The organism is Nonomuraea sp. NPDC052129 (assembly GCF_040680095.1).
Taxonomy (GTDB): domain Bacteria; phylum Actinomycetota; class Actinomycetes; order Streptosporangiales; family Streptosporangiaceae; genus Nonomuraea.
This window is the reverse complement of the sequence record NZ_JBFAVX010000005.1, coordinates 314,500-338,654: the sequence shown is the minus strand read 5'-3', so window position 1 is coordinate 338,654 and position 24,155 is coordinate 314,500. Positions and strand designations below refer to the sequence as shown.

27 protein-coding genes are annotated in these 24,155 nt (G+C 68.8%); 21 read left to right on the top strand and 6 right to left on the bottom strand.

The genetic code is table 11. The features are described 5' to 3' along the window. Positions 1 to 8: 8 nt before the first annotated feature. Entirely contained in the window at positions 9 to 686 is a 678-nt protein-coding gene (locus AB0L53_RS15445; protein WP_363993473.1) for a hypothetical protein, read from the bottom strand. Between the two features lie 242 nt (positions 687 to 928). On the opposite strand from AB0L53_RS15445, the gene AB0L53_RS15440 reads away from it, so the two are divergent. Both AB0L53_RS15440 and AB0L53_RS15435 read left to right on the top strand, forming a co-directional pair. Continuing rightward, a complete protein-coding gene (locus AB0L53_RS15440; protein WP_363993471.1) occupies positions 929 to 1,249 on the top strand; it encodes a carboxymuconolactone decarboxylase family protein in 321 nt (106 codons plus the stop codon). 93 nt (positions 1,250 to 1,342) lie between these two features. Then, on the top strand, positions 1,343 to 1,528 hold the full coding sequence (locus AB0L53_RS15435; protein ID WP_363993469.1) for a hypothetical protein: 186 nt from the start codon (positions 1,343 to 1,345) through the stop codon (positions 1,526 to 1,528). Between the two features lie 44 nt (positions 1,529 to 1,572). Here the strand turns inward: AB0L53_RS15435 and AB0L53_RS15430 are convergent, their stop codons facing one another. Next, entirely contained in the window at positions 1,573 to 2,508 is a 936-nt protein-coding gene (locus tag AB0L53_RS15430) for a hypothetical protein (protein ID WP_363993467.1), read from the bottom strand. Here AB0L53_RS15430 and AB0L53_RS15425 point away from each other — a divergent pair. The 6 genes from AB0L53_RS15425 to AB0L53_RS15400 all read left to right on the top strand — a co-directional run bounded on the left by AB0L53_RS15425 (position 2,501) and on the right by AB0L53_RS15400 (position 5,886). Beyond that, on the top strand, positions 2,501 to 2,707 hold the full coding sequence (locus AB0L53_RS15425) for a hypothetical protein (protein ID WP_357941375.1): 207 nt from the start codon (positions 2,501 to 2,503) through the stop codon (positions 2,705 to 2,707). The genes AB0L53_RS15430 and AB0L53_RS15425 overlap by 8 nt on opposite strands. 265 nt (positions 2,708 to 2,972) lie before the next feature. Further along, on the top strand, positions 2,973 to 3,758 hold the full coding sequence (locus AB0L53_RS15420; RefSeq protein ID WP_363993466.1) for a neutral zinc metallopeptidase: 786 nt from the start codon (positions 2,973 to 2,975) through the stop codon (positions 3,756 to 3,758). A 143-nt stretch (positions 3,759 to 3,901) separates the two neighbouring features. Beyond that, positions 3,902 to 4,042 (top strand): hypothetical protein, encoded by a 141-nt coding sequence (locus tag AB0L53_RS15415; protein ID WP_363993465.1) that lies wholly within the window; start codon positions 3,902 to 3,904, stop codon positions 4,040 to 4,042. A gap of 150 nt (positions 4,043 to 4,192) precedes the next feature. Continuing rightward, positions 4,193 to 4,636 (top strand): Hsp20/alpha crystallin family protein, encoded by a 444-nt coding sequence (locus AB0L53_RS15410; protein WP_363993464.1) that lies wholly within the window; start codon positions 4,193 to 4,195, stop codon positions 4,634 to 4,636. Positions 4,637 to 4,744: 108 nt separating this feature from the next. Continuing rightward, the gene (locus AB0L53_RS15405; RefSeq protein ID WP_363993463.1) at positions 4,745 to 5,080 is read left to right on the top strand and encodes a MerR family transcriptional regulator; all 336 of its coding nucleotides are present in this window, start codon (positions 4,745 to 4,747) and stop codon (positions 5,078 to 5,080) included. Between the two features lie 56 nt (positions 5,081 to 5,136). Continuing rightward, complete coding sequence (locus tag AB0L53_RS15400; protein ID WP_363993462.1) at positions 5,137 to 5,886, top strand: SDR family oxidoreductase; 750 nt, start codon at positions 5,137 to 5,139, stop codon at positions 5,884 to 5,886. Positions 5,887 to 6,034: 148 nt separating this feature from the next. Here the strand turns inward: AB0L53_RS15400 and ugpC are convergent, their stop codons facing one another. Further along, the gene (ugpC, locus tag AB0L53_RS15395) at positions 6,035 to 7,252 is read right to left on the bottom strand and encodes a sn-glycerol-3-phosphate ABC transporter ATP-binding protein UgpC (protein ID WP_357941363.1); all 1,218 of its coding nucleotides are present in this window, start codon (positions 7,250 to 7,252) and stop codon (positions 6,035 to 6,037) included. Between the two features lie 171 nt (positions 7,253 to 7,423). On the opposite strand from ugpC, the gene AB0L53_RS15390 reads away from it, so the two are divergent. Next, positions 7,424 to 8,500: a LacI family DNA-binding transcriptional regulator gene (locus AB0L53_RS15390; protein WP_358537826.1), complete on the top strand. Its 1,077-nt coding sequence runs from the start codon at positions 7,424 to 7,426 to the stop codon at positions 8,498 to 8,500. Between the two features lie 141 nt (positions 8,501 to 8,641). Here the strand turns inward: AB0L53_RS15390 and AB0L53_RS15385 are convergent, their stop codons facing one another. Continuing rightward, positions 8,642 to 9,127 carry a glutathione peroxidase gene (locus AB0L53_RS15385; RefSeq protein WP_358537823.1) on the bottom strand — a complete coding sequence of 162 codons (486 nt, stop codon included), beginning with the start codon at positions 9,125 to 9,127 and terminating at the stop codon, positions 8,642 to 8,644. A 187-nt stretch (positions 9,128 to 9,314) separates the two neighbouring features. On the opposite strand from AB0L53_RS15385, the gene AB0L53_RS15380 reads away from it, so the two are divergent. Both AB0L53_RS15380 and AB0L53_RS15375 read left to right on the top strand, forming a co-directional pair. Beyond that, entirely contained in the window at positions 9,315 to 9,737 is a 423-nt protein-coding gene (locus tag AB0L53_RS15380) for a transglycosylase SLT domain-containing protein (RefSeq protein ID WP_363993461.1), read from the top strand. Between the two features lie 340 nt (positions 9,738 to 10,077). After that, on the top strand, positions 10,078 to 10,650 hold the full coding sequence (locus AB0L53_RS15375) for a lytic transglycosylase domain-containing protein (protein WP_363993460.1): 573 nt from the start codon (positions 10,078 to 10,080) through the stop codon (positions 10,648 to 10,650). Between the two features lie 22 nt (positions 10,651 to 10,672). Here the strand turns inward: AB0L53_RS15375 and AB0L53_RS15370 are convergent, their stop codons facing one another. After that, complete coding sequence (locus tag AB0L53_RS15370) at positions 10,673 to 11,323, bottom strand: TetR/AcrR family transcriptional regulator C-terminal domain-containing protein (protein WP_358537817.1); 651 nt, start codon at positions 11,321 to 11,323, stop codon at positions 10,673 to 10,675. 85 nt (positions 11,324 to 11,408) lie between these two features. Between AB0L53_RS15370 and AB0L53_RS15365 the strand changes: the two genes are divergently transcribed. The 9 genes from AB0L53_RS15365 to AB0L53_RS15325 all read left to right on the top strand — a co-directional run bounded on the left by AB0L53_RS15365 (position 11,409) and on the right by AB0L53_RS15325 (position 21,173). After that, a complete protein-coding gene (locus AB0L53_RS15365) occupies positions 11,409 to 12,521 on the top strand; it encodes a ferritin-like domain-containing protein (RefSeq protein WP_363993459.1) in 1,113 nt (370 codons plus the stop codon). A gap of 51 nt (positions 12,522 to 12,572) precedes the next feature. Beyond that, positions 12,573 to 13,841: an NAD(P)/FAD-dependent oxidoreductase gene (locus tag AB0L53_RS15360; RefSeq protein ID WP_363993458.1), complete on the top strand. Its 1,269-nt coding sequence runs from the start codon at positions 12,573 to 12,575 to the stop codon at positions 13,839 to 13,841. A gap of 156 nt (positions 13,842 to 13,997) precedes the next feature. Then, positions 13,998 to 15,140 carry a DegT/DnrJ/EryC1/StrS family aminotransferase gene (locus tag AB0L53_RS15355; RefSeq protein ID WP_363993457.1) on the top strand — a complete coding sequence of 381 codons (1,143 nt, stop codon included), beginning with the start codon at positions 13,998 to 14,000 and terminating at the stop codon, positions 15,138 to 15,140. A 164-nt stretch (positions 15,141 to 15,304) separates the two neighbouring features. Next, positions 15,305 to 16,138, top strand: coding sequence for an STAS domain-containing protein (locus tag AB0L53_RS15350; protein ID WP_363993456.1), 834 nt, complete (start codon positions 15,305 to 15,307; stop codon positions 16,136 to 16,138). Beyond that, positions 16,138 to 16,503, top strand: coding sequence for an STAS domain-containing protein (locus AB0L53_RS15345; RefSeq protein WP_358436944.1), 366 nt, complete (start codon positions 16,138 to 16,140; stop codon positions 16,501 to 16,503). Before AB0L53_RS15350 ends, AB0L53_RS15345 begins: the two co-directional genes overlap by 1 nt. Continuing rightward, positions 16,500 to 16,901 carry an anti-sigma regulatory factor gene (locus AB0L53_RS15340; RefSeq protein ID WP_363993455.1) on the top strand — a complete coding sequence of 134 codons (402 nt, stop codon included), beginning with the start codon at positions 16,500 to 16,502 and terminating at the stop codon, positions 16,899 to 16,901. Before AB0L53_RS15345 ends, AB0L53_RS15340 begins: the two co-directional genes overlap by 4 nt. 10 nt (positions 16,902 to 16,911) lie before the next feature. Then, positions 16,912 to 17,928, top strand: coding sequence for an ATP-binding SpoIIE family protein phosphatase (locus tag AB0L53_RS15335; RefSeq protein ID WP_363993454.1), 1,017 nt, complete (start codon positions 16,912 to 16,914; stop codon positions 17,926 to 17,928). Further along, complete coding sequence (locus tag AB0L53_RS15330) at positions 17,915 to 19,579, top strand: ATP-binding protein (protein WP_363993453.1); 1,665 nt, start codon at positions 17,915 to 17,917, stop codon at positions 19,577 to 19,579. The genes AB0L53_RS15335 and AB0L53_RS15330 overlap by 14 nt, the downstream gene beginning before the upstream one ends. Then, a complete protein-coding gene (locus AB0L53_RS15325) occupies positions 19,572 to 21,173 on the top strand; it encodes a fused response regulator/phosphatase (RefSeq protein ID WP_363993452.1) in 1,602 nt (533 codons plus the stop codon). The genes AB0L53_RS15330 and AB0L53_RS15325 overlap by 8 nt, the downstream gene beginning before the upstream one ends. 10 nt (positions 21,174 to 21,183) lie before the next feature. Here AB0L53_RS15325 and AB0L53_RS15320 read toward each other — a convergent pair whose 3' ends face one another. Then, positions 21,184 to 22,173: a TetR/AcrR family transcriptional regulator gene (locus AB0L53_RS15320; RefSeq protein WP_363993451.1), complete on the bottom strand. Its 990-nt coding sequence runs from the start codon at positions 22,171 to 22,173 to the stop codon at positions 21,184 to 21,186. A 66-nt stretch (positions 22,174 to 22,239) separates the two neighbouring features. On the opposite strand from AB0L53_RS15320, the gene AB0L53_RS15315 reads away from it, so the two are divergent. Then, positions 22,240 to 24,129 (top strand): right-handed parallel beta-helix repeat-containing protein, encoded by a 1,890-nt coding sequence (locus AB0L53_RS15315; RefSeq protein ID WP_363993450.1) that lies wholly within the window; start codon positions 22,240 to 22,242, stop codon positions 24,127 to 24,129. The last annotated feature ends 26 nt before the right edge of the window (positions 24,130 to 24,155 follow it).

Here is a 24,155-nt window from a genome sequence, read left to right as displayed (position 1 = left end):
ACGCTCCCTCATCCGGGCAGCCGGAGCAGCTTGAAGGTTTGCTCGATCTTGTCGAACTCGGCCGCGCGTGCTCGGAAGCAGATCGCCTGGCAGCCGATGAGCATCACGGAGACCGTGGCTCCCCGCTCGTCGAGGATGGCGGTGTGGTCGAAGGTCTGGACGTCGCCGCCGATCTGGTAGTTGAAGCGAACCCGTACTCCCCTGGCACCACGGTCCAACTGGAGGATCTGATCGCTGATCGACTCGAACCGGTTGAACAGCGGCTGCCGCCCGGCCTCGGTCGCCTTGGACAGGTACATCGCGCGGATCTGCGCGGTCACCGGCAGGATGAAGTCACGCAGCTGATCCAGCGACATCCCGTCCCGCTGCTCGTCGGTGAGCTTGTGCACGGTGGCGTAGATGAACGGATCCGTCGAGCTGAGCAGGTGCGCGACGGACGGCTGCGCGGACTGGTCGAAGGCCGTGGACCAGACCCGCTCGCGCCGCAGCCGGGCCGCCTCCGAGTTCGGGTGGTCGCCCGACAGGGAGAGTTCGATCGGATAGGCGTTGAGCTGGCTGAAGGAGGACGGCACCTTGAAGTAGGTGGTGCCTTCCCTGTCACGTACGTAGGTGAAATCCGGCTGCCCGCACGCTGACAGCATGACGATCGCGGTCATGAGCGCGATCCAAGCCCGTGTCTTGTTCACCAGGGCTTACCTCCGCTTTACGGACCAACGGAGTTGTTGTGCCCGCTTTCATGCGGAATGAGGCCGAGTGTACGGTGATAAATCTTGACCAAATCTTGGCCGTACCTTGGCTTCAGTTGTTACAGATCCGCTCGAAGCGGACGTCCGCACTACGTTGGCGTGCCCCCATTGGTTCAACCGGCAAAGTAGCGAAAGATAGAGGGATCCCCTGCTACCCGGAGCGGACAATGACAGAACCGGCCATGGAGACAGTGGACAGCTTCGGCATGACGGCGGAGCGGATGTTCGCCGACCTCTGGTCGCGCGGCGTCCTCTCGGCCAAGGAGCGCCACCTGCTCCTGCTCGGCCTGCTCGTCGGGCAGGGCATCGACGACCAACTGGAGGTGCGACTCGACGCCGCGTTGCGCGCGGGCGACCTGAGTGAGAGCGAACTGCGGGAGGTCGTGGTCTTCCTCACCCACTACGCGGGCTGGACCCGTGGCTCGCGACTGAACAATCAGGTCGAGGATCTGATTGAAGCCGTCAGGCGGGGTCGATCCGATAGACGGGACCTTGACGGCTGAGCGCGTAGAGCTCCTGCCCATCCCTAACCGGACATATCACCGCGCATAAGCCTCTGCGCCATCGATCGGGGCGCTTGGTCGTACGATGGCGGTATGAGGAGTAAAGCCATCGCACTTGTGGCAGCCGCCGCCGCCCTCGTGGTGGCGGCGACAGTGGTCGTGATTTTCCGTTCTCCCGCTCCCGATGAAGCGGCGATCGGGGTCCAAAATACGCGCGCTCCGCAGGACATCGCGTCCCACTGGACCAAGGAGCGCATGAATGAGGCCAGCCCGGGATGACGAAAAGCGAGGGGCCGTTAAGCCCCTCGCCTCTTTTATCGTGATTAGTGGGCTGTTACATCGTTATAAACGTTGACAGCTCCGTCACCGTGGTAGGGCGACTTATAGACGATATTGGTCGGGTTCTGGTTGGCGTCGACGTCCCGGTGGCTGTTGGCGCCGATGATGTAGCCCCAGCCTCGGCTCAGTTGGAGGTCCTGCAGCCAGGGGCCGCCGCTGGAGCCGTGGAACATGTCGTTGTTCATGTGCATACGGTCGTCGGAGGAGCTGGCGCGGGTGACGTTGCCGAAGCAGTACCACAGGTCGTTGCCGGTGAAGTCGGTGCGCTGGTAGCCGTCCTGCGGGAAACCGAAGGCGTTGATGCCGGTCCACGCCTGGCCCTGGTTGAACTTGTAGCCTTGCGAGCCGGTCCAGTCCTGGAGGTTGCCGCGGGCCGGCTGCGGGTTGAAGGCGATGGCCGCGATGTCGTAACTCCAGTTGTGGCTGTTGAACCAGCCGTTGGTCGTGTTGGCGTATCGCCAGGTCCAGCGGCCTTGAGGCTCTAGACCGTTGTCGGCGTCGGGGACGAAGATGAAGTCGCGGAACCAGCCGGACGCGCCACCGCTCCCCGCGTGCACGCAGTGGCCGGAGGTCCAGACCGTGTTCTTGTTGGCGGCATTGATCACGCTGCCGGTGCAGTAGCCGGAGCTGTTGTCATTGCGCGTGTAGTAGATCTTGCCGATCGTGAGGGCGGGCATGCTCCCCTGACGCCCCCAGCGCTCGGCCCGCTGGCCGGCGAGCAGACCGGACGACGGGCTGGCGGACCGGCTGATCTTCCTGGTCGGCAGCGACCCCTCGGCCGAGCGGCTGGGCAGGACGTTCTTGACCTGCTCCGGCGCCGCTTTCGCGTCCGGGACCGCCACGACCGGCTCCGGCGTGGCCGCGCGCATGCGTTCGGCGGTCCAGTGGGCCTGGATGCTCTTGCTGTCGGACTTGTTCACCGCCCCCGTGGCGGATGCGGCAGGGGAAGGTGCTGCCGTCGCGGTCGCGGTCGCGCTCAACCCCGAGACTGCCAGCAATGTCGCAAAAGCGACAATTGCGGCGCGCCTTGAGCGTGCACTCATGAATCTTCCCTTCCATGAAGCGATTCTGGCGAACTTTTTCATCTTGAGAGGTCGTCGCTTCAATGTGAAGGGGTAAGGGAATTAATTTTCGCCGACGTCCGAATGACGGCACTGATTTTGATATCTAACATTTCACATGACAATAAATGCTATTTGTGACAGTGCGAGTGGCTGACGAGTCAATAGCGGTGTTTGTTACTCCGGCACCCCGCCGGGCCGGCCATTCCCGGCCCCCGCCCCGGCAGGCCCGCGCTCCCACATCGAGACGACGCACGGTGAAGGAACGGATACAGAGGAATTGATGATGCGAAAACACGCCAGCGGCCCTATTGTCACCCCTCGTGAGAAAATTTCCGATCATGGCGCTGACCGTCGCGTCGATGCTCTCCTTAACCGGTACGGCCACCGCCGCGACGACGGCGGCCGACCCCGTCAAACACCCCAAGCTGATCGCCAACCCCCTCTACGAGGCCGGCGCGCTGCCCGCCACGACCTGTGACGAGCCGCCGGTCAAGCGCAACAACCGCAAGCTGGCCCGCGCCTACATCGACGCGATCGTCGCCTGCCTCGACACCACCTGGGAACAGCACCTCACCGCCGCCGGCCTGCCCTTCAGCAAGCCCAAGGTGCGGCACGTTGACAAGATCCCGAAGACGTACTGCGGCATGAAGACCGACAACGACGACTCCCTTACCTACTACTGCGACCGCACCAACACGCTGATCTTCCAGGTCGGCAAGACGTGGCTCAACGACCCTTCCGACATGTGGCTGCTCAGCACGGTCACCTACATGTACGGCTACCACGTCCAGAAGCTCGTCGGGATCGCCGACGCCTTGGACGTGGTGCCGGCTCGCACCAAAGCCGCGGGCTGGGAGCTGGGCCGGCGCGGCAACCTCCAGAACGAGTGCCTCTCCGGCGCGTTCATCAAGAGCGTTTGGCCGCTGAAGGGCAGGACCACCAAGGACTGGACCTACCTGCAGAGCATGCAGGAGGGTGACTCACCCGGCGAGGCACGCTGGTACGGCAAGACGGCCAACGTCGTCGCCTGGACCAAGCGCGGCTTCGCCACCGGCGACCCGGGCTCGTGCAACACCTGGGCGGCACCCTCCTCCAAGGTGGCCTAGCCCCTCTTCGCGTCGGCATCCGGCGACTGCCCCTGCGGTCGCCGGATCGCCATGAAGGCCATCCGTCGCTGAGAATTACGGTCATCGGAGACTCTAGGTAGTCTTAAGATCACACTAAGCGACGTACTGGCGAGGAGGCCGGCATGGGCAAGCACGAGCGTGAGCGCGACGAAAAGGACGAGCAGAAGGACAAGTCCTTCGAGACCGAAAAGCCCGGGCCGGACAAGCAGGCGGGCGGACGCGGCAAGCACAGCAGCGGTGCTGGCGGTCGCGGCGAGAAGTGACCGGGGCCACCGACCATCGGCGCCGCGGCAACCAGTTGACAACTTCGCCCGGAGGAAACTTATAATTCCAGCTGTAGGTTTCCTCTTGGACGGAGGATAGGTATTCCGGGGGACCGAGGAGCCCCCGGGTGTCTTCGGAGGTGAAGCGCGATGCTGCTCACGTCGATCGACCCGTTCATCCAGGAGTTCGAGCGTCAGTTCGACCGTCTCGCCCGCCAAGCCGGCGCTCAGGGCAACGGGGCGACGATGCCGATGGACGGAATCCGCCGCGCCGACGATGTGGTGCTGCGGTTCGACCTGCCCGGCGTCGACCCCGACTCCATCGAGGTCACCGTCGACCGCGGCGTCCTGTCGGTGACCGCGCGGCGCGAGGAGGAGTACGAGCAGGACGAGCGCCTGTTCGTACGGGAGCGAGTAATGGGCTCCTTCACACGCCGGGTCTACCTGTCCGAGCACCTGGACGCCAACGCGATCGAGGCCGCCTACAACAACGGCGTGCTGGCGGTGCGGATCCCGGTACTGGAGCAGGCCAAGCCGCGCAAGGTGGCCATCCAGCGCACAACGACCGAGTCACACAAGGCGATCAAGAGCTGACCGCCTACGCAGCGCCCCTGCACCTGGACAGGCTACGGCCCCGCCCCGGTACGGCCCCTTCGTGCGCCACCGGGCGGGGCCGCCCGCATTCCGACAGGAGGAACGGTCATGAAACTACCCATGGACGACGAACACGCGGCCCTGTTCACTGTCGGCCAGGTGGCGAACATGCTGGACGTACAGCAGGCGTTCCTGCGACGCATCGACGACAACCAGGTCGTCTCCCCCCAGCGCTCGTCGGGCGGGCAGCGCCGCTACAGCCGCCACGAGATCGGCCGCGTCCAAGAAGTGGTGACGATGATGGACCAGGGCATGACGCTGCCGGCCATCCGTCGCATCATCGAGCTACAGCACGAACTCGCCGAGATCACCCGCGAACGCGACGAACTCGCCCGGCGCCTGGCGGACGCCCAATCCCACCCGGAGCACACCGAACGCCCCTGAGCACCGGTGAGCACGCCCCCACCAGACGGTGACAGGAGAGGCGTTAAGGTGCTGCCATGCCTACCGCATTGATCACGGGCGCGACCGCCGGCATCGGCGCCGCCTTCGCCCGCCGACTGGCCGCCGACGGGTTCAGCCTGGTCCTGGTGGCCCGCGACGAGGCCCGGCTGGGCGAGATCGCGGGCCAGCTCAAGCTCAGGTACGGCGTCAGCGTCGAGTCGCTGCCCGCCGATCTCGCCACCGACGACGGCCTCGCCCGGGTCGAGGCGCGGCTGCGCGACGGGGTCGATCTCCTGGTGAACAACGCCGGCTTCGGCCACCCCCAGAAGTTCCTGGAGGTGCCGGTCGAGGACGAGCTACGCATGCTCAAGGTCCACTGTGAGGCCGTGCTGAGGCTGACGCTCGCCGCGCTACCCGGGATGAGGGAGCGCGACCGGGGCGGCGTGATCAACGTGGCCTCCGTCGCGGCGTTCTTCGTCCACGGCACCTACAGCGCGTCCAAGGCGTGGGTGGTGAACTTCAGCGAGGCGACCGCGGCCGAGGTGGGCAATCCGCGTATCAAGGTGATGGCCTTGTGTCCCGGCTTCGTGCGGACGGAGTTCCACGACCGGGCGTACATGGACACCTCCCACATCCCCCGCTTCCTGTGGCTCAAGGCCGACAACGTGGTCAACGCGGCCATGCGCGACCTGGCCCTGGGCAAGCGGGTGTCGATTCCGGACGTGCGGTACAAGGCGGTCGCGGCGATCGGCAGATTCGTCCCTCGAACGGTGGTGAACAGCGCGGCGGCGAAATTCGGCCGCTGAGGTCGTACAAGCAAGCGGGCCCCCGCCGCGGGAGGGGGTCGCGGCGGGGGCCCTGTCCGGGTGTGAGGTGATCGCACCCAGGCGGGTGTGAGGGGGACTCACGCCCAGTCCGGCCGTGAGCGGGCTCACGGCCGAGATTCGGTGGAGATCACTTGCCGACGTTCGCCTCGTGGCCGATGGCCAGGCCGGAGGTCGGGTCGAAGAAGTGCAGGTTGTGCGTGTCCAGCACGAGGTCGAGGCTCGAGCCAGGACGGGCGTGGCTGCGGGCGTTCACGCGGGCGGTCCACAGCGACTTGTCGCCCACCAGCGGCAGCGCCGCCTCCTCGTCGTCGCCCGTGTCGGCGGCGGCGACGGTGTCCTTGTGCTCGACCGGCGGGGCGTCGATCAGGAACAGGACGTTGATCTCGGAGCCGAGCTCCTCGGTGACCTCCGCCTTGACGGCCAGCGTGGCCCAGCCGTTGGCGTTCTGGCCGGCGGACGCGGCGTCCTCGAAGTCGGACGGGCGGATGCCGAGGATGACCTGCTTGCCGATGTACTGGTCGAGGCCCGGCTTGTCGCTGAACGTCGACTCCGGAATCTCCAGCTTGATGTCGGCGAACGTGACGGCGGTGCCGCCGTCACGGACCAGCTCGGCGGTGACGAAGTTCATGGCGGGCGAGCCCATGAAGCCGGCGACGAACAGGTTGACCGGCTTGTCGAACAGGTTCTGCGGCGTGTCGACCTGCTGCAGGATGCCGTCGCGCAGAACGCAGACGCGGTCGCCCAGCGTCATGGCCTCGACCTGGTCGTGCGTGACGTAGACGGTGGTGACGCCGAGGCGCTCGTGCATCTGGTTGAGGGAGGCGCGCATGGAGACACGGAGCTTGGCGTCGAGGTTCGACAGCGGCTCGTCCATGAGGAACGCCTGGGGCTCGCGGACGATGGCGCGGCCCATCGCGACACGCTGGCGCTGACCACCGGACAGGGCGGCCGGCTTGCGCTTGAGGTAGGTCTCCAGGCCGAGCATCTTGGCGGCCTCGTTGACGCGCTTCTGGATCTCCGGCTTGGGCATCTTGCGAAGCTTGAGGCCGAAGGCGAGGTTCTCCTCGACCGTCATGTGGGGGTACAGCGCGTAGTTCTGGAAGACCATGGCGATGTCGCGGTCCTTCGGCGGCAGGTGGTTGACCACCTTCTCGCCGATCGCGATCTCGCCACCGCTGATGTCCTCCAAACCGGCGATCATCCGGAGCGCGGTCGACTTACCGCAACCGGATGGGCCGACCAGCACCATGAACTCGCCATCCTTGATCTCAAGGTTGAGCCCGTTCACAGCCTTAACGCCACCGGCGTAGATCTTGTCGACATTGGTCAGAACGATGGATGCCATGACATTCCTTCGCGCTCCCGGGCGGGTGACCCGGATGATGTGCGGGGGGTATCCATTTGCATGGATACGTTTTCAAGCATCTCACCCGAAACGGACATGTGTGTCAAGAGATCAGCGCATGTCAGTGTCCTGGTCTTCCTGCGCGGCCGAAATCATGATGGAATCGTTTCCATGGAATCGAGGCGGGCCACCATCAAGGATGTGGCCGAGGCGGCGGGCGTCGGCGTCGCGACCGTGTCCCGGGTCCTGTCCGGCGGCTCGGCCAGCCCGGAGACAAGGGAACGGGTGCTGGCCGTCGCCGCCCACCTCGACTACCGGCCGAGCGCGCTCGGCCGCAACCTCCGCCAGCGACGTACGGGCGGCATGGGGTTGTTCGTACCCGACCTCACGGACACCTTCTACGGCCAGCTGGCCGAGGGCGTGCTGGCCTGCGCGCGCTCGGCGGGCGAGCCGGTCGTGCTCGGCTCGACGGGCGACGATCCCGAGCAGGAGGCCGAGCTGGTCGGCATGCTGCTGGAGCAGAGCGTGGACCGGGTGATCGCGGTCCCGTCGGGCGGCGCCGAGACGTGGGCCCCGGCGATCAAGGCGGGCATGACGGTGGTCTTCGCCGACCGGCTGCCGTCCGACGCGGCCTCTGATGTGCCGTCCGACAGGGACTCCGCGTCGCGTGGCGTCTCCGACCTCATGCTGCTGGACGGCCTGCCGCCCGCCTCGCGTGCCCGGCCGCTGGACGTTCCCGCCGTGCTGGCGGACGACCGGGCCGGCATCCGTACGGCGGTGCGCTACCTGAGAGGGCTCGGCCACCGGCGCATCGCCTTCCTCGGCGGCCCGGGGCACGGCCGGCGGGTGGCGGCCTTCCGCGAGGCGGTCGGCGCACCGGTGGATGAGGACCTGATCGTGTTCGCCACGGGCAGCCGCGACTCGGCCTACGCGGCCGCGTCCGGGCTGTTCCAGAGCCGCCCCGACCTGACGGCCGTGGTGACCGGCGGCAACGTCCTGGGCGAGGCGGCCGTCCTGGCGGCCAGGGAGCTGGACCTGCGGGTGCCACGGGACGTGTCGCTGGTGATGTACGACGACGTGCCGTGGGCCGAACTGTGCTCCCCACCACTGACCGTGATCGCCCAACCGGGCCGCGACATCGGCTACCGCGCGGCGGAGCTGGTCCTGCGAGCGGGGACCCGGCGCCCCCGGAGCGTACTGCTCCCGACGGAACTCATCGTCCGAGGCAGCTGCGGCCCCCGCCACTAACCGCCCCTGCCGACGACCGCCGCCCAACCACCGGGCATCCGTTCTTCCGCCCCGAAGAGAGCACCCCTCCAAGGACCCCCATCCGCCACGGACCGTCACAGGGAGCGAGGCGGTCGCGTGACGGACCATCCGGGGAAACCCTCAGACCACCTTCTCGATCGCCGCGATGACCGCCGGGTCGTCCGGGGTGGTACGCGGCCGGAAGCGAGCGACCACAGCCCCCTCGCGGTCTACGAGGAACTTCTCGAAGTTCCACTGGATGTCGCCGCCCGCCCCCTCCGCGTCGGGCGTCTCCACGAGCGCCTCGTAGAGCGGGTGCCGGCCGGGCCCGTTCACCTCGGCCTTCTCCAGCAGCGGGAAGTCCACGCCGTACGTGGTGGCGCAGAACTCCTGGATCTCCTCGGCCGAGCCGGGCTCCTGGCCCATGAACTGGTTGCACGGCATGCCGATCACGCTGAACCCGCGCTCGCCGTACTGCCGCTGCAGCTCGACGAGGCCGGTGTACTGCGGGGTGAGGCCGCACTTGGAGGCCACGTTCACGATGAGCACGGCCTTGTCGCCGACGAGCTCGGCGAGCGTGGTGGGGGCGTCCGCGAGGGTGCGGACAGGAATGTCACGAAGACTCATGAGCCGACCCTACAGAACGCCCCCTCTCCCGGTTTGTGATGCACTCCACATTTTCCCGACATTTCCCCTGAACAGCCCTAAAGCGTGATCTTTGCCGACGATCTACCTTTTCATGGTCAATTCGCGGTAAATCGGGCGGATAGGGCAGGGTGGCGCGGTCCCCCGAACCCATCGAAAGGGAACCCGCATGCCCATGCTCCGCCGTACGAGCGCCTTGATCCTGTCCGCCACGTTCGTGGTGGCAGGCGGCGCGACGGCCGCACAGGCGCAGAGCTCCCAGGCAAGCTCCGAAGCAAGCACGCAACGAGCCATCAGCAAGAACAAGGCGATCGCCAAGCACATGGTCGCCAAGCGCGGCTGGACCAAGGCCCAGTACCGCTGCCTGGTCCGCCTCTGGTCACGAGAGAGCGGCTGGAACCACCGGGCCGGCAGCGGCTCGGGCGCCTACGGCATCCCGCAGGCGCTGCCCGGCCACAAGATGGCCACCAAGGGCCGCGACTGGCGCACCAACCCGCGCACGCAGATCGCGTGGGGCCTCGGCTACATCAAGCAGCGGTACGGCTCCCCTTGCCGCGCGTGGGCGCACTTCCAGTCCCGCCACTGGTACTGATCCGCCACCCCCGGCCTGTCCCTGTTTTCACGAAAGGCCAGGTCAACGCGCGAACGGGCCGCGCCATGGCGGTCCTGCGAGAACGCTAAATATCTCTAGCGATCACGCCAGCGTCTTCCCAAAGCCAATCACCGAGAGTGATTGACGGTGACTGTGCGTAATAGAAACCGGGCTAGAGAAACGTCGTGGAGCCCTCCGGGCCGCCCAGCATCATGTGGGCGTCAACGGAAGCCCGGAGGGCCGCGCGGACCCTCCGCGTCCGAGCCACGGACGCGGACCGGCAAGGGCGCCGGGGAAGCAAGAGCGCCTGTCCGCACGCGACCTGGCAGCAAGGATCGACATGGACAGCAACCGCGCCCTGCGCTACACGTTCATCACTCTGACCACGCTCACGGCCGTCACCGGCAGCTCGACCCTCGTCTGGGCCGAGGCCGGACCGCGAACCGCACAGCCACGAACAGCCCAACCAAGAGCAGCACAACCGCGAGTGACCGCACCGCGGATACCCGAGCCCCGGATCATCGAGGGCTCATGGCACGCCCCCGTGATCAAGACCCGTTCCTGGACCACCTCCGCGCAGCCGAAGGTCAAGATCAAGGCCAAGGCGCCGAAGAGCCGGAACAAGGGCATCGCGCTGAACCAGGTCGTCCAGCGAGCCTGGTCCTACCAGGAGTTCCAGTGCCTGGACAATCTCTGGACCAGAGAGAGCAACTGGAACCACCACGCGTACAACAGCTCCTCAGGCGCCTATGGCATCCCGCAGGCGCTCCCCGGAGGAAAGATGCGGGGAGCGGGCGAGGACTGGAAGTCCAACCCTGAGACGCAGATCCGCTGGGGCCTGGGTTACATCAAGGGCAGATACGGCAAACCGTGCGGCGCCTGGGGCCACTTCAGAGCGCACAACTGGTACTAGAAGAGCAGGGGGGCATCCGGGATCACCGGGTGCCCTCCCTCTTGCGCTTCGGCAGCACCGCGATCGCCTGGATCAGCAGCTCGACGCCGAAGTCGAAGTCGGCGTCGTGGTCACAGCTGGACAGCAGCGGAGCCAGCCCGTTCACCTCGGGGAACAGGGTGGGATCGACGTCGTCCGGGTTGATCATCTGCCCGCGCGGCGGGGCGAACGTGGGCGTGACCCCGACCTCGCGCAGCAGCGAGCCAACGATGTAGGCGATGAACATCCGCAGCACCCGCACCGCGTCCTGCCCGTCGAACCCGGCGCTGCGCAGCGTGGCCAGGGCCCGTTCGACCGGCAGCAGCCCGGCGTTGGAGTGGAGCTGGCGGCTGACGACGAGCATCGTGCAGCGCGGGTGGCCGTGCGCGATCTGGCGGAAGGCGCGGGCCTGCATCCGCACCCGGTCGGTCCAGTGGGCGTCGGGGTCGTCGGTGAACTCGATCTGGCTGAGCACCGCCTCGGCGACGCCGTTGAGCAGGGCGTCCTTGTTCGGGACGTGGTTGTAGAGCGACATCACGCCGACGCCGAGGTCCGCGGCGATGCGCCGCATGGACACCGCGTCGGCCCCCTCACGCTCGATGAGGTCGATCGCCGCGGCGACGATGCGGGTCCGCGAGAGAGGCTCGGTGGGCATAGCTCATTCTATTGACGTACGTACGCCGTACGTGCAAGCCTCGACAGTGGACGTACGGTGTACGTAGCCCCCTGCGGAGGACCCCATGTCGACGCACGATCTCTACACCATCCCGGCCGAACTCTCCACGTGGGACGTGGAGATGTCCGGTGCCAGCAGGTTTACATGGGAGTACGACGACGGCAGGGATCGGATGCTGGCCCTGTACCAAAAGGGCAAGGACAAGCAGTGGGACTCCACCAAGCGCATCGACTGGGATCTCGAGGTCGACCCGTACAACGTGCTCGGCATCCCGGACCAGACGATCGCCATCTACGACACGCCGCTCTGGCACCGGATGGACGACAAGCAGCGCCAGGACGTCCGCCTGCACGGCGCGGCCTGGCAGTTCTCGCAGTTCCTGCACGGTGAGCAGGGCGCGATGATCTGCTCGGCCAAGATCGTGGAGTCGGTCCCGGACCTCGACTCCAAGTTCTACGCCGCCACCCAGACCATGGACGAGGCCCGGCACGCCGAGACGTACGCCCGCTTCCTGCAGGAGAAGGTGGGCCTGGCCTACCCCATCAACGAGCACCTCAAGTCGCTGCTCGACTCGACGCTCAGCGACTCGCGGTGGGACATGCCCTACCTGGGGATGCAGGTGCTGATCGAGGGCCTGGCGCTGGCGGCGTTCGGCGTCATGCGCGACATCACCACCAAGCCGCTGCCCAAGCAGATCCTCGCGTACGTCATGCAGGACGAGGCCAGGCACGTCGCGTTCGGCCGGATGGCGCTGCGCGACTTCTACGGGAACTTAACCGAGGCCGAGCGGCGCGAGCGCGAGGACTTCGTCATCGAGGGCTGCTACCTGATGCGCGACCGGCTCAGGGGCCGGGAGACCTGGGAGAACCTGGGCCTGTCGAAGGCGGAGGTCGAAGAGGCGGAGGTGGCCACGGAGCACTCGGAGTATCTGCGGCTGTTCCGGTCGCTGCTGTTCAGCCGGATCGTGCCGTGCGTGAAGGACATCGGGCTGTGGAGTCCGAGATTGCAGCAGGCGTACGCGGACATGGGCGTGCTGGAGATGGCGGGCCAGTCGCTCGACGCGCTGATGCGGCAGGACGAGGACATCGCCGACAAGCTCGACGAGGCCCGCTTCGCCGAGGAGGAGGCCGAGCGGCACGCCGAGGTCGCCGAGACCATCGAGATGGGCGCCAGCTGAGAGAGCTCCGGCGAGTGGTTTAAGAGTTGCCTCCTGTGCCATATGCACCCTATGAGCATCCGCCGGAGGGGGCATCTCGCCATGGTCCAGGAACCAGCACGGTCCACCAGGCCGCATGTCGTCGTCGTGGGCGCGGGCTTCGCCGGGCTGAACGCCACCCGGGAACTGGCCCGCGGTGGCGCGCGCGTCACGCTCGTCGACCGCCACCCCTACTCCACCTTCCAGCCATTGCTCTACCAGGTGGCGACGGCCGGGCTCGCCGCCGGTGACATCACCTACCCGACGCGGGCGTTCGCCGCCAAGTATCGGCGGGCGCGGGCCCGGCGGGGCGCGCTGACGAAGCTGCACCCGGCCGAGCGGCGGGTGGAGTTCGACGACGGCAGCTCACTCGACTACGACTACCTCGTGCTCACCACCGGAGTGACCACCAACTGGTACGGCATCGAGGGCGCGCGGGACAACGGCTACCCGATCTATTCGGTCCAGGACTCGATCGTGCTGCGTAAACGGCTGCAGACCCTCTTGGAGCAGGTCGCGGGCGGTAAGCGCGAGAGCGCGCACGCCGTGGTGGTCGGCGCGGGCGCGACCGGGGTGGAGATCGCGGGCACGATGGCCGAGCTGCGCCAGCGGACGCTCCCGGTGACCTATCCGGAGATCAAACCCGATCAGACGAGTGTCACCCTGGTCGAGCGCTTCGATTACGTGCTCTCGCCGTACAAGCCGCGGCTGCGCGACGCGGCCGCGAACGCGCTGCGCAGGCGTGGCGTACACCTGCGGCTCGGCAGCACGGTGGCCTCGGTCGAGCCCGACGCGGTCGTGCTGAGCGACGGCACCCGGCTGCCGAGCGACGTCACCGTGTGGGCGCTGGGCGTCGCCGCGCCCGCCGAGGTGTCGAACCTGGGCCTGCCGCAGGGCAAGGGCGGCCGGATCGAGGTCACCCAGGCGCTCAACGTCGCGGCGTACCCGGAGATCTTCGTCGCCGGCGACCTGGCCGGGCCGCCCGACCCGCTGCCGCAGCTGGCCCAGCCCGCCATCCAGATGGGCGAGCACGTGGGCAAGCAGATCCTGGCGCTGGCCCATGGCCGTCCCGCGGCGCCCTTCTCCTACAGCGATCCCGGCATCATGGCCACGGTCGGCCGGGCCTCGGCCGTGCTGCAGCTGTCCAACGGCATGACCATGCACGGCCCGCTCGCCTGGCTGGCCTGGATCGGGCTGCACCTGACCTACCTGCTGGGCGGGCGCAACCGGGTGAGCGTCCTGGTCAGCTTCTTGGCGCGGTACGCGGGGCCGCGCCGCAGCGCGGCCACCGTCGTCGAATAGCGGATATCACTTCGTTACGCCCACTAAGCCCTATCGAGGCTCTGCTGCTATAAATCTGCAAAGTGATCAAGATCAGGGAGGGAAGCATTTGGACCGGTCCTTCCTGCACGGTCTGGCCGAACGGATGCTGAAACGCCGCGTCCGGCGAGGTCGCCGATGAGCCCGCTGGAAGACCTCATGCGGCACCGGGTCGGCCAGGACTGCCTGCATGTGCCGTCGGCCCGGTTCGGCCTGCTGCTGGCGTTACGCCACTGGTTCGACCCCGGTGACCGGGTGCTGATCGCGCCGACCACCTCCGAGGCCGTGCTGTTCATGGTGCTGGCCGCCGACCTGGAGCCGGTGATGGCGCCGGTGTCGTGGCGCGACGGCAACATCGACGCGCCGCGCGTCAACTGGAGCGGCCTGGCCGGCGTCATCACTACCCACCTGTACGGCCAGCCGGACCAGATAAGGGATCTGATCACGCAGTGCGAGCGGCGCGGCCTCGTCCTCATCGACGACGCCGCCCACGCCTTCCAGACGATGGTCGGCGGGCGCCTGGCCGGCACGTTCGGCCAGGCCGGGGTGTACAGCCTGGCCAAGCACGGCCGGGCGTCCGGCGGCTTCCTGACCACGCCCAACCCCGGCGCGCTGGCGGCGCTGGCCGAGGCGAGAGACGCGCTGCTGCTGTCCGGCGAGCCGCGCGACCAGCTGGAGGCCGTGGTACAGCCGATGCTCCGCGAGACCCTCCACCGCACCGGCGCGGTCCGGCTGATGTGGCACCTGTCGCGGCGGCTCGGGATCGTCAAGTGGAGCGGGCACCGCCCCGCGCCCCATGAGGACGCCCTCATGGCTGTCAGGGGCAACCTGTCGGCCATGGATCCATGGCTGGGGATCGACCACGACGGCTGGCGGATGCGGCCGGGCCCCGCGCTCTGCCGCTACCAGCGCGCGCGCCTGCGGGCGATCGACCGCGAGCGGGAGCGCCGCCTGGCCGGGGTCGAGGCGCTGCGCCGGACCCCGTGGGTGGCGGCGGGCGTCCGCGAATCCCCCGTACGTCCGCTCCTGCGGGTGCCGCTGCTGGTCGAGAGCCGCGACGAGATCGTCGCCGGGCTGGAGCGGCTCGGTGTGGTGCCCGGTTTCGTCTACGATCCACCGCTGGACGACTATCTGCCGATGATCCAGCAGGGGCCCACACCCGAGATCGCCCGCTGGTGGACCGGCCACGTGCTGCCGGTGGATCCGCTCGACGCCCCGCGCATGGTACGGCTGCTGACCAGGCTGGGTGCCCGCCCGGCGGAGAGCGCCGGATTCGCCTGATCGGCCGTGGCTCACTATCTCGCAAAGCAGGACTTATCCCTTTATATCGTCAGATAAGGTCGTTCAACGCATGAAGCGGGCTATCTCGCTAACCGCCCGCCGAAGCGGAACAGTGTCGTTAGCATCCCCGGCAATGCCGGTGAAATTTCCTCCCAGGAGTGACCTTGACCGTCGATGCCGATGTCGCCAGGCGACGTATCGAAGAGCTGCTCCGCGAGAACGAGACGCAGATCCTGCACCGATGGACCCTGATCGCCAAGGCGTCCAGCGAGGAGCTGAACGACATCTACCGGGCGCTGCTCACCTCCCTCGAACAGGGCGGCGACCTCGCCGACATGCGCGGCCTGCTCGCCGAGTTGTCACGTTCCCGGGCCCGCCAGGGCTTCACCCCCGCGGACACCGCCAGGGCCGTCTTCGGCCTGAAGGAGGCGCTGTACGAGGCCGTCGAGAGCGACGGCGGCGCCGAGGCGCTGCGCGGCTTCATCTGGTTCTCCAGGCTCATCGACGACCTCGGCCTGTTCACCTTCGAGACGTACACGACGGCCCGCGAGCGGATCATCCTCGACCAGGCCGAGCAGCTGCTGGAGCTGTCGACGCCGGTCGTCAAGCTGTGGGAGGGCATCGTGGCGGTGCCCCTGGTCGGCACGCTCGACTCCGCCAGGACCCAGGTCGTGATGGAGAAGCTGCTGCAGACGCTGGTCGACACGGGCGCCGAGCACGCGGTGATCGACATCACCGGCGTCCCGGCCGTCGACACCCAGGTCGCCCAGCACCTGCTCAAGGCCGTCGTCGCCGCCCGCCTGATGGGCGCCGAGTGCGTCATCTCCGGCATCCGCCCGCAGATCGCGCACACCATCGTCACGCTCGGCATCGAGTTCGGCGACATCGTGACCAAGGCCTCGCTGGCCGACGCGCTGGCCCACGCGCTCAGGCGCAGTGGCATCGAGGTGATCGCGCCGAAGGCGACCCGCCTCGCGGTGCGGACGGAGAACGTCTGATGGACCGGGTGCCCATTCTCAAGCTCGGCGACATCCTGATCATCTCCATCCAGATAGACCTGGACGACCAGAGCGTGCTCGCCCTGCAGGAGGACCTGGCCGACGCCGTGGTGACCCACGGAGCGCGCGGCGTCATCATCGACATCACCGCGGTGGAGATCGTCGACTCCTTCATCGGCAGGATGCTGGCCACCATCGCCGCCACGTCGCGGTTGCTCGACGCCCAGACCGTGGTCGTCGGCATGCGGCCGGCCGTCGCGATCACGCTGGTCGAGCTCGGCCTGTCGCTGGGCGGCGTACGCACCGCACTCAACCTGGAGAAGGGAATCGCGCTGCTCGACCATGTGAGAGGCGCGACGTCGTGACCGGCGGCTGGGAACTGCCCATCGCCAGCAACTCCGACGTCGTCATGGTCCGCCAGCGGGTCCGGAGTGTCGCGGTCGAGGTGGGACTGTCCCTCATCGACCAGACCAAGGTGGTGACCGCGGCCAGCGAACTGGCCCGCAACGCCCTGGTGTACGGCGGCGGCGGCCTGGCCCGCATCGAGATCGTCGAGAACGGGACGCGCCGCGGCCTTGAACTCACCTTCAGCGACGAGGGGCCGGGGATTCCCGACATCGAGCAGGCACTCACCGATGGCTGGACCACCGGCACCGGGCTGGGGCTGGGGCTGAGCGGATCACGGCGGCTGGTCGACGAGTTCGACCTGGTCTCGGCTCCAGGAAAGGGCACGACGGTGACGGTGACGAAATGGGCTCGATGACATGGTGCCGATGAGCTACACGCGGGACGACACCTGGGTGCGAGCGGAGAACCCCAGTGCGGTGGGCGCCGTACGCCGGATGGCCGTCGAACTCGCCGAGGCCGCCGGGTTCGACGGCGAGCGTACGGGGCAGACGGCGGTCGCGGTCACCGAGGCCGTCTCCAACCTGGTCAAGCACGCGGTGGAGGGCGTCGTCATGGTCCGTTCCCAGCCCGGGGACCCGGCCGTCGTGGAGCTGATCGCCATCGACAAGGGCCCGGGCATGCCCGACATCGCCCGCGCCCTGCGTGACGGCTACTCCACCTCCGGCACCCTCGGCATCGGGATGGGGGCGATGGCCCGCATCTCCTCCTGGTACGACGTCCATTCCCTGCCCGGCAAGGGCACCATCCTGGTCATGCGCTTCGCCGCCACAGACGCGCCCACCTCGGCGCCGTACGCCAGCGGCCTGAGCCGCCCCATCGGCGAGGAGGCGGTCTGCGGCGACTCCTTCGCGATCGCCGCCACAGGCGAGGGCGCCACGTCCGAGACGACGATCCTGCTGTGCGACGGCCTGGGCCACGGCGAACTGGCCGCCCAGGCGTCCAGGACGGCGGTGGAGCTGTTCCGGCGGGCGGCGGACGAAGAGCCGCTGGCGACACTCGAACGCCTGCATCGAGGCCTCGTCCATACCCGGGGAGGCGCGGTCGCGGTGGCCCGTGTCAGGGCCGCCACCGTCTCCTACGCCGGGCTGGGCAACATCTCCGGCTGGATCGTCAGCGCCGATGGCCGCCGGGGGATGATCTCGGTGCCCGGCATCGCCGGACACCAGGCGCGGCAGCTGCGCCAGTACGAGTTCGAGCTGCCCGAGCACGCCACCGTGGTGCTGCACTCCGACGGTCTGACCGAGCGGTGGGACCCCGCCGCCATGCCGGGCCTGTTCGCCCGCTCCCCCGCGGTCGTCGCCGCCGGGCTGCTGCGCGAGGCGGGCAGCCGCCGGGACGACGCTTGCGTGGTGACCGTGAGGCCCGGCCATGACCGCGACTGAGCTGGCCAGGGCCGCGCTCGACCACGACCATGACGTCTTCGTGGTGCGCCGCCTGGGCAAGGCCGTCGCCGAGTTGGCCGGTCTGGAGGCACAGGACCAGGTCAGGGTGGCGACCGCGCTGAGCGAGGTCTGCCGGGAGCTGCTCGGCACCGGGGCGGCCGTCGTCTTCTCGCTAGATGAAGGGAAACTGCTCATCACCATGGATCACGCAATGGGCGCGGTCTTCGCCCGATCGGAGGGGCTGGCGCTGGCCGGCCGCCTGGTCGACGTGGTCACCCTCGACGCCGAACACGGTCGCGTCACCATAGCCAAGCGGCTGCCTCCCCACTCCCCACGGCTCCCGATCGACGAGATCCGCGAACGCCTGGCCGGAATGGCGCCGGTCAGCGCCCTCGAAGAGCTGCGCCAGCAGAACAAGGAGCTCGCCGCGACCCTGGAGGACGTCCTGCAGCTCAACGCCGAGCTGCAGGAGACCAACACCGGGGTGCTGGCCCTGTACAACCAGCTGTCGGCCGAGCTGGAGGAGACCAACCGCGGCGTGGTCGCCCTGTACGGGGAGCTGGACGAGAAGTCCTCCCAGCTCCGCGAGTCGGCCGAGGCCAGGAACCGGTTCTGGGCGACGGTCAGCCACGAGCTGCGCACCCCGCTCAACTCCATCATCGGCCTGGTCAGGCTGATGGTCGGGCCCGGCAGCGAGCCGCTCAGCGAGGAGCAGTCACGTCAGGTGCGCTTCATCGGCGACTCGGCGGAGACGCTGCTGGAGCAGGTCGGCGAGCTGCTCGACATGGCCAAGGCCGAGTCAGGGCGGCTCGACCCGCAGTCGTCGGTCGTCCACCTGCCCACGCTGGCCGAGCACCTGCGCCTGACGATGCAGCCCACCAGCGGGCCCGGCGACGTCACGCTGCGCGTCGACGTCGCGCCCGAGGTCACCGACGTCTACACCGACGAGGGGATGCTGGTCCGCGTCCTGCGCAACCTGCTGTCCAACGCCCTGAAGTTCACCCAGGAGGGCGAGGTACGGCTGAGCGCGCACGCCGACGCGGCCGCCGGCGAGGTGGTCATCACGGTCACCGACACGGGCATCGGCATCCCCCGCGAGTATCTGGCGACCGTGTTCGAGGAGTTCTTCCAGGTGCCGAGCGCGCTCCAGGTCAGGGTCAAGGGCACCGGGCTCGGCCTGCCGTACGCCCGCCGGCTCACCGAGGCGCTGGGCGGCACGCTGGAGCTGGCGAGCGACGTCGGGCGGGGCACCACGGTGACAATGCGGCTGCCGCACCACGACGGCACACCCGAGATCGCGCGGGTGCTGGTCGCCGACGACGACGAGGCGTTCCGCGCCGCCGCCCGCAGGATGCTGTACGGCTTCGCCGTCGAGGTGGAGGAGGCGGCGGACGGCGTCGCCGCGCTGGAGATGATGACCGCGCGCCCGCCGGATGTGATCCTGCTGGACATGCTGATGCCGCGGCTGGACGGCACCGCGCTGCTGCAGCGCATGGCCGAGGACCAAGCCCTGGGACGGGTCGGCGTCGTGGTGGTGACGATCCGGCCCGACGCCGCGCCGTCCGGCCACCCGGTGCTGTCCAAGCAGGGGCTGCGCCGCGACCAGCTGCTTCAGGCCATCCGAGGCGCGGCGGGGACGGATCATGACTGAGCACGTGGCCGGGGCGGTGATCGAGCCCGCCGGCGGCGCGACGGTGCTGGTGGTCGACGACACCCCGACCAAGCGCTACATCCTGTCGAGCTGGCTGCGCAGGGCGGGCCACACCGTGGTCGAGGCGGCCGGCGGCGAGGAGGCGCTGGCCATGCTCGCCATGAACCGCCCCGACCTGGTCGTGCTCGACGTACGGCTGCCCGACATCGGTGGCTTCGAGGTGTGCGAGCGGATCAAGGCGAACCCGGCGACGACCTCGATCCCGGTCATCCAGGTGTCGGGCAACGCCATCACCTCGGCCGACCGTACGGAAGGGCTCGAACGCGGCGCCGACGCCTACCTGTCGGAGCCGATCGAGCCGGCCGAGTTCGCCGCGACGGTTGAGGCGACGCTGCGCTACTACCGCGCCAGGCGGCGGGCGGAGCTGATGGCCGAGCGCCTGGCCAAGCTGGCCGACGTCACGCTGCGGATGAACGGGGCCGACTCCTTCGACCGGCTGCTGGCTGTGGCCGTGGAGGGCACGGTCGACGTGCTGGGCCGCTACGCGGGCGCGCTGGCGCTGCCGCCCGACGGCCGGATGCGCCGCTTCCGCGCCCGGCCCGGCGAGACGGCCAGCAGCAGGTCCGCCGCTCCCCAGCTGCTGGACCGGCTCAGCGCGATGTCGCTGGGCGAACCGGCGGGCGCCAAGGTGTTCACCGTGGACGCCGCCGAGTGGCTCACGTTGGTGAGCGACGTACAGCTCAACGCGCCGGTGACGGGCGTGCTGTGCCGTACCAAGAGGGGCCAGCCACCCGTCTACCTGGGGCTGGAGGCCGACCCTCCGCTGGACGCCGACGAGCTGAACGTGCTGCGGCAGCTCGGTCAAGGGCTGGCGCTGGCCGTCGACGCGCTGCGCGTCTACACCGAGGAACACACGATCTCGCTGACCCTGCAGCGCAGCCTCCTGCCGACGCGCATCCCTGAGGTGCCGGGGCTGAAGGTGACCTTCCGCTACCAGCCGGCCGTGGACAACATCGAGGTCGGCGGCGACTTCTACGAGGTGCTGCGGGTCGGCGACCGGGTGCTGGTGGCGATCGGCGACGTGGCCGGCCACTCGCTGCACGCGGCGACCATCATGGCCGAGCTGCGGCACGCGCTGCGCGCCTCGCTGATCGACTCGGTCGACCTGAGCGCCTCGATGGACCTGCTCAACAAGGTCCTGCGCCGCTATCACCCCGGCATGACGGCCACGGTCTGCCTGCTGCTCATCGACCCGGAGAGCGGCGAGGTCGAGATGGCCAACGCCGGGCACATCCCGCCGATGCTGGCCGGACCCGGTGCCCACTACCTGGGGCTGGGCAACCTGCTGCTGGGCGTGGCGCACGAGGACTACAAGGTGAACCGGCTGGAGCTGCCCGCGGGCGCCACGATGCTGCTGTTCACCGACGGGCTGGTGGAGGACCGCGGCATCCTGCTCGACGACAGCCTGGAGCAGGCCAGGCAGGTGGCCGAGACGGTCGAGGACGATCTGGAGGAGTTCTGCGACCGGCTGCTCGCCGCGTTCGGCTCGCGGGAGGACGACGTGGCCATCGTGGCGATCCGCCGCGGGGCCTGACAGCGATGGGTCAGCCGGATTTGCGCTTGCGGTAGGCGCGCTGCTGGCAGGCCCGTGAGCAGTACGCGCGCGGACGTCCCGACGCGGCCCGCTCAACCGGCGCACCACAGATCTGACACGTTTCATCACGCTTTTCATCACGCTCTTGGACCAGCATCTCGATACCGTCCAGCACCCGGCGCAGGCCGAACTCGAACGGGTCCTCCGGCTCGTCGTAGCCGCCCTCCTCCCACAGACGCGTGAGGGTCGGGTAGCGCTCGAGCCGCGCGTAGAGCGTGTCACGAGAGCCCCACCACTCCTCCTCGCTCACCCCGCTGAGCCGCTCGGTCCGCGCCACCTCCGCCAGCCGCAGGGCCTCGGAGTCGACGAACCGGGCGACGAGCCCGACGACGGCGATCATCTCGGCGGGCGTGAGACCGGTGCCGGAGACGGCGCTCAGCATGTACTCGTAGTGGGCGACGGCGTTGGGCCCCGGCACCCGGCGAGTGCCCCGCACCTCGGCCAGCCAGGGATGCCGCTCGCGCAGCCGCCACCCTTCGCGCGCGCACGCCTCCAACCGCGCCCGCCAACCACCGGCCTCATCGCCGCCCTCGCTCCGCCCCTGGCCACCCGCCTTCTCGGCGCCCGCGTCCCGTTCCTGGCCACCCGCCTTCTCGGCGCCCTCGCCCCGTTCCTGGCCACCCGCCTTCTCGGCGCCCTCGCCCCGTTCCCGGTCGCCCTCCTCAGGGGGGACCGCGCCCGGTGAGCCCATGACGGCGTCGCGCATGAGGTCGAGCAGGTGGTCGCGGCCGGGCACGTGGCGGTAGAGCGACATCGTGGTGAACCCGAGCCGGTCGGCGACCTTGCGCATCGACAGCCCTTCGAGCCCCTCTGCGTCCGCCAGTTCGATCGCCGTCCGGACGATCCGGCTCAGGCTCAGCCCTGGTCGCGGCTCGACGTCACCCTCTCGCCACAGCAGTTCGACCCCGTCGTCGGGATCTCCCGCGCCACCTCTCGCCATGGACACCTCCCTTGTTTATGGTGTAATACCTCGTGTACACCATAAACTGCAAAAGGGCGGTACATCATGACCGAGTTTTACGTCGATCCCTCGGGCGACGACTCCTGGCCCGGCACCGCGGAGCGCCCGTTCGCCAGCCTGCACCGCGCCCGCGACGCCGTACGAGACCTCGTACGGGACCCCGCCGGGACGGTGACCGGAGACCCCGCTCGAACCGCTACCGGGGACATCGCGCGTGACCCCGCCGTGACCGCGACCGGGGACGTCGTCGTCCAGTTGCGGGCCGGAACCCATGTGCTCACCGCGCCGTTCGAGCTCACCGAGGCCGACTCCGGCCGTGACGGTCACCGGATCGTCTACCAGGCCCACGGCTACGGAACCGCCGACCAGGAGCAGGTCGTCGTCAGCGGCGGTCGCGAGATCACCGGCTGGCGGATCGAGGACGGCGTGTGGCTGGCCGACGTGGGCGACCTGGACACGCGCCAGCTGTACGTGGACGGCCGCCGGGTCGAACGCGCCGCCATAGACGGCCTGCCGGGCACCGTGACCATGACGGAGACCGGCTACGAGACCGACAGCGCGGCCCCGCGAACCTGGCACAACCCCGCCGACGTCGAGTTCGTCTACCGCGGCGTCTACCCATGGACCGAGGCCCGCTGCGGCGTCGCCGCAGTCACCACCGGGACGGACAGTGGTGTCACCGCTGGGACGGACCGTGACGCGACCACCACCGCGACCTCCGAGACGGACGATGGCGGGGCGACCGTGATCACCATGGCTCAGCCCGGCTTCGGATGGGCCCTCGACCTCTACAACTCCGCGTGGGAAGGCAACATCAACCGCGGCCCCGGCCTGCCCACCCGGGTCGAGAACGACGTCACCTTCCTCACCGAGCCCGGCACCTTCGTCCTGGACCGCTCGCGGCCCGGCCACCACGTCCTCCGCTACCTTCCCCTCCAGGGAGAGGCGCCGGACCGTACGCGCGTGGTCGCCCCCGTTCTCGAGACGCTGCTGCGGGCCACCGGCACGAGCGGGGTGTCCTTCCGCGGCCTGGTCTTCGCCGACGCCACCTGGCTGCGGCCCGGCCGTGCGGAGGGCTTCCTGCACTACCACGGCAGCGGCTACTACGAAGGCGGCCCCGTCGACAAGGTGGAGCTCGTCGAAGGGCAGGCGTGGGTGACGGTACCGCGCGAGTCGGCCAGGATCCCCGCGTGCGTGGTGATCGAGGACGCTGTACGCGTAGCGGTCGAGCGCTGCCGTTTCACCCGCATGGGCGCCGCCGGCCTGGAGCTGACCGGCGGCGCGGACGTCAGCGTGCGCGGGTGCGACTTCGACACGCTCTCGGCCGGCGCGGTCTCCGTCACCCGCGCCGTCAACCCCCTGGTCGAGGACAACTGGATCCATCACACCGGCCTGGAGTTCACCGGCTCCCCAGGCATCGCGGTGCTGGGCACCAAGGGCTGCACGGTCGCCCACAACCAGGTCGAGGAGATGCCTCATTGCGGCATCGTGGCCGGGCCCGCCGAGGGGACCCGCATCCTGCGCAACCTCACCGTGGGCACGATGGGGGTACTGGCCGACGGCGGCGGCGTCTACCTTTCGGGGCCGCAGGGCGACTCGCACGAGAACGGCGCGGTGATCCGCGGCAACGTCATCAAGGACACGCGCACGCCGTACAACTTCGCTCTCTACACCGACTACGGCGCCGCCTGGGTGACCGTGGAGGAGAACGTGGTCGCGCGCGCCGACAACACCGCCGTCCTGCAGGTGGCGCCGCCGCTGGACAACGTCGTCTACCGGGGCAACTTCTGGGACGCCGACCCGGTCGGGGTGGACGACGTGCCGGCGGGCGTCACGTACGAGGACAACGCCACGCTCCCCGACGAGGAGAAGCTGGCCGCCGCCACAGCCGCCATCCAACGAGACGCCGGCCTGCTCCACCCCCGCTCCCGATGAGCGCTGGCCCGTAGACGCCGACGCCC